The sequence below is a fragment of the Nonomuraea sp. NPDC003201 genome, from assembly GCF_053590415.1.
This window is the reverse complement of record NZ_JBSFTC010000549.1, coordinates 1-4,394: the sequence shown is the minus strand read 5'-3', so window position 1 is coordinate 4,394 and position 4,394 is coordinate 1. Positions and strand designations below refer to the sequence as shown.

General features: G+C 69.7%; 5 protein-coding genes. 4 read left to right on the top strand and 1 reads right to left on the bottom strand.

Going from position 1 to position 4,394, the window contains the following annotated elements:
* The first annotated feature begins 317 nt into the window (after positions 1-317).
* From ACWDX9_RS60410 to ACWDX9_RS60395, 4 genes are all read left to right on the top strand, one after another.
* Positions 318-749 carry a hypothetical protein gene (locus ACWDX9_RS60410; RefSeq protein ID WP_449972941.1) on the top strand — a complete coding sequence of 144 codons (432 nt, stop codon included), beginning with the start codon at positions 318-320 and terminating at the stop codon, positions 747-749.
* Between the two features lie 76 nt (positions 750-825).
* The gene (locus ACWDX9_RS60405) at positions 826-2,340 is read left to right on the top strand and encodes a helicase HerA-like domain-containing protein (protein ID WP_449972939.1); all 1,515 of its coding nucleotides are present in this window, start codon (positions 826-828) and stop codon (positions 2,338-2,340) included.
* Between the two features lie 150 nt (positions 2,341-2,490).
* Positions 2,491-3,129: a DUF6069 family protein gene (locus ACWDX9_RS60400; RefSeq protein WP_449972937.1), complete on the top strand. Its 639-nt coding sequence runs from the start codon at positions 2,491-2,493 to the stop codon at positions 3,127-3,129.
* Positions 3,130-3,430: 301 nt separating this feature from the next.
* Positions 3,431-3,673 (top strand): hypothetical protein, encoded by a 243-nt coding sequence (locus tag ACWDX9_RS60395; protein WP_449972935.1) that lies wholly within the window; start codon positions 3,431-3,433, stop codon positions 3,671-3,673.
* 21 nt (positions 3,674-3,694) lie between these two features.
* Here ACWDX9_RS60395 and ACWDX9_RS60390 read toward each other — a convergent pair.
* Positions 3,695-4,394 (bottom strand): GlxA family transcriptional regulator (locus ACWDX9_RS60390; protein WP_449972933.1); only part of this gene is annotated, 700 nt, incomplete at its 5' end.

The following is a 4,394-nucleotide window of genomic DNA, read 5'->3' as shown; positions in this document are numbered from 1 at the left end:
GCCCACCTGGAGTGATGGGCGCCGGACGTCCACACCTTCTGGCCATCGACGACCCATTCGTCCCCGTCCCTGACGGCGCGGGTCGCGACGCGAAGACATGACCGCCGCAGTCGGCACTCAGACCAATCATCATCGTGTTGATCTTCTCATGGATGGAGGCGCGCTGTCGCATGCGATCGATCCCACGGGCCGCTCTTCCTGAAGGCGTCTAAAGCGGTCTGCATGCCGACGTCAGGGTGCTGAAAGAGCGTTGCAGGCGCTCTGCCCATCAATGGTGACGCAAGCCTTCGTCAGCCTTCGTCACCCAGGAGAACCCGATGAAGCGCACCATCAGAACGCTGCTCGCCGCCACCGCCACCGCCGGTGTCCTCGTCGTGGGCGTCCCCGCCCTCAGCGCCGCCGCGGACGCCTCGACCGCGTCCTCCGCCGGCGCGCTCGACGGCCTCAGGCAGGCCCAGCCCTTCCTGTTCACCTACACCTTCAACGGGCACCTCAAGGTCGCCGGCGGCAATTTCACCGTCGACCGCCGCGTCTACCTGGCCGTCAAGTACAACACCGGCCGGGTGGCGTTCTCCAGGTGGGAGATCGCCCGGCCGCATGCCGTCACCCCCGGCGGGGCCGTCTACGTGGAGACGACGATCGCCGCTCCCTGCGCCGGGAGCAAGAACGGGTACGCGCAGGCGTACGACGAGGCCACCCGGACCTGGTCCCCTCGCCTGCAGGTGACGATCTGCCAGCGGATCGACTGACACTTGTCGCTCTTTTCCGTGACATATCCATCACAATGGGTAACAATATTGCGGGGAAGCCACACGGGGAGAGCCGATGAAGGGATACGACGTCGAGGGACCGGCGCTGGAACTCGGGGCCCTGGTGCGCGAGGACGGCACCGCCGACCCCTCGGAACAGATCCGCATCTCTCTCGGCATGCTGAACCGGCACGGACTGGTCGCCGGCGCCACCGGAACGGGGAAGACCAAGACCCTCCAGCTCATGGCGGAGCAGCTCGCGGCCCAGGGAGTCCCGGTCTTCCTGGCCGACATCAAGGGGGACCTGTCGGGGCTCGCCTCACCGGGCACGACGTCCGAACGCGTCACCCGGCGGGCCGCCGAGGTGGGGCAGACGTGGCAGCCCATGGCCTGTCCGGCGGAGTTCTTCTCCCTGGGCGGTCTCGGGACCGGAATCCCGATCCGCGCCACCATGACCGCCTTCGGGCCGACCCTGCTCGCCAAGGTCCTCGGGCTCAACGAGACGCAGGAGTCGTCGCTCGGCCTGATCTTCTATTTCGCCGACAAGCACGGGCTGCCCCTGCTCGACCTCAAGGACCTGATCGCGGTCATCCGGTATCTGACCGACACCCCGGAGGCGCTGAGCGGGATCGGCGGGCTGTCGGCGGCGACGGCTGGCGTCATCCTCCGGTCGTTGACCAACTTCGAGGCGCAGGGGGCGGAGGCGTTCTTCGGCGAGCCGGAGTTCGACGTGCGCGACCTGCTCCGGGTGACCGGCGACGGCAGAGGCATGGTCTCCGTTCTGGAACTGCCCGCCGTGCAGGACCGGCCGCAGCTGTTCTCCACCTTCCTGATGTGGCTGCTCGCCGATCTCTTCCACGTGCTCCCCGAAGTGGGCGATGTCGACAAGCCGAAGCTCGTGTTCTTCTTCGACGAGGCGCACCTGCTGTTCGACGACGCGTCCAAGGCGTTCCTGCAGTCGATCACCCAGACCGTGCGGCTGATCCGGTCGAAGGGCGTCGGCGTCTTCTTCGTCACCCAGACACCGAACGACGTGCCGTCCGACGTGCTGGCCCAGCTCGGCGCGCGCGTGCAGCACGCCCTGCGCGCCTTCACCCCCCAGGACGCCAAGGGGCTCAAGGCCACCGTCTCGACCTTCCCCGCGTCCTCCTACGACCTGGAACGGCTGCTCACCGAGCTCGGCATCGGCGAGGCCGTGGTCACGGTCCTGTCGGAGACGGGCGCGCCGACCCCCGTGGCCTGGACGCGCCTGTGCGCGCCGCAGACGCTCATGGCGCCGTCGAGCCCGGACGTGGTCCAGGGCATCATCGCCTCTTCGCCGCTGCAGCAGAAGTACGGTACGGCGGTCGACCGCCAGTCCGCCTACGAGATCCTGTCCGCGAAGCTGGCCGAACAGCAGCAAGCCGGGGAACCCGCCGCCGAAACCCCACGTGAGCCGGCGCGGCCCAGGGAGCCGGAGCCGAAGCGGTCCACGCTGGAGAGCGTACTGGAGTCGAAGGAGTTCCGCTCCATGGCGCGGTCGGCGGCCTCCGCCCTCGGCCGGGAGATCACCAGATCCATCTTCGGCACCGCCCGCCGCGGACGGCGCTGACCTGGAGCACATCCGGCCAGGCCGGCGGCGAATCGGGCCCGGTGGTGACTCACAGTGATCGGCTTGGAGCGGAAAGCGGCTTTGCCCTCTTGACGGCGCGTGTAAGGTGCTCGAAGTCCCTGATCAGCATCCGCGACAAGGGTGATTCGCATGTCATACCCCTCCCACGATGGCTACGATCGCCGCCCGGCTCCGGCCCGGCCGAGGGTGAATCCCGCGCGAGTGTGGGGAGGCGGCGTGGCGGCCGCCGTGGTGGCCGCACTGATCGTGGTGGTCGGAGTCATGATCAGCAAGAGGCTGCTCGGCATCCGCGTCCTCACCCCCGACGGGGCGCCCGTCTACGGCAGCTCGGCGACCACGGGATACGCGATCTCGGCCGCCGCCCTGGCGCTCATCGCCACGCTGCTGCTCTACATCCTCATGCTGTCGACCCCGGAGCCGAACAGGTTCTTCAGCTGGATCGCCGGGCTCGGCACCGTCATCATCACGCTCCTTCCGTTCATGAACTCCGCGGCCCTCATCCCGCAGATCGCCACGGCCGTCATCAACCTGATCATCGGCGTCGCGATCGTCTCGCTGCTGGCGTCGATCGGGCGTACGGCCATCGAGGAGGTGCCGGATCAGGCCTCGTACCCGTACGAGGAGCCCCGCGGATACGAGCAGCCTCGCGGATATGAGCAGCCTCGCGGATACGAACAGCAGCGGGGATACGAGCAGCCCCGGCACGAGCGGTCGCGCGGATACGAGCAGCGCGGATACGAGCGCCGGGACCACAACCCGTACGACTGACCGCCCGGGCTTCGGGCCGGCGGCATCGCGTGCACTGCGATCTACGCGGTGGCACGGGTCCTTGCCCTTCTGATCGTTCTTCGCGGCACCCGGCCGCACCGGCGTGCCGACCTTGTGCGCGCTGGCCGAGTTGTTCCGGCCACGGTTTCGCGACCGTCAGCAGAAGGCCCTCGACCCGGGCGGTCCCGCTGATCCGTCATCGTCCAAGAAGTGATCAACCCGCCGGAGCTCCCATCAGGTGAGGGCCGGGTAGTCGGTGTAGCCGCGGTGGTCGCCGCCGAAGAAGGCGGCCGGGGCGGGGGTGTACCGGGCCGAGCGGCGCGGTCTCGCCCAGCGATCAGCCGTGCCGGGCGACCGGCGCGCGCTGCAGGTGACGCTGACCGACGCCGGTCATGAGGCGGCGACGGCGTTCCATGCCGAGGTCAGCGTGGAGCTCGACCGTCTCGTCGCACCGCTCGCGCCCGACGTCCGCGAGCGCTTCGGCGACACGATGGCCGAGATCATCGAGAAGTGCCGGGGGTCGGGCTGCGCCGATCACCGCTGACCTCCGCGGGCCCCCGGAGGCTCAGGAGGCGTTCGTCCGGAAGGAGGAGCGGTAGGACTGCGGCGTGACGCCGACGACGCGCTTGAACCGCTCCCGGAACGCGGTGGCCGAGCCGAACCCGGCCTGCGCGGCGATGCGTTCGACGCCGTGGTCGGTGTTCTCCAGCAGGAACTGCGCCCGTCGTACGCGTGCGCGCAGCAGCCACTGCAGCGGCGTGGTGCCGGTCTGCTCGCGGAAGCGGCGGCTGAAGGTCCGCTCGCTCATCCCGCCGCGCAGGGCCATCTCCGCCAATGTCACCTCCTGGGCGAGGTTGTCCTCGATCCACGACAGCACCGGCTCCAGCAGCGACCCCTGGGGCACCGGCGGCTGGGCGTGGACGATGAACTGCGCCTGCCCGCCCTCCCGTTCCAGGGGCATCACCGACAGCCGGGCCGAGTCCGCGGCGACCGCCGAGCCGAAGTCCCGCCGGATGATGTGCAGGCACAGGTCCAGGCCGGCGGCGGCCCCGGCCGAGGTGAGGATCTGGCCGTTGTCGACGTACAGGACGTCCGGCCGCACGTCCACCCGCGGGAACCGCTGGGCCAGCCGGTGCGCCGCCGCCCAGTGCGTGGTCGCGCTCAGCCCGTCCAGCAGCCCGGCCGCGGCAAGGGTGAACGCCCCCGCGCAGATGGAGGCGATCCGGGTGCCGGCGGCGGCCGCGGCGCGCATAGATCGGAAGAGC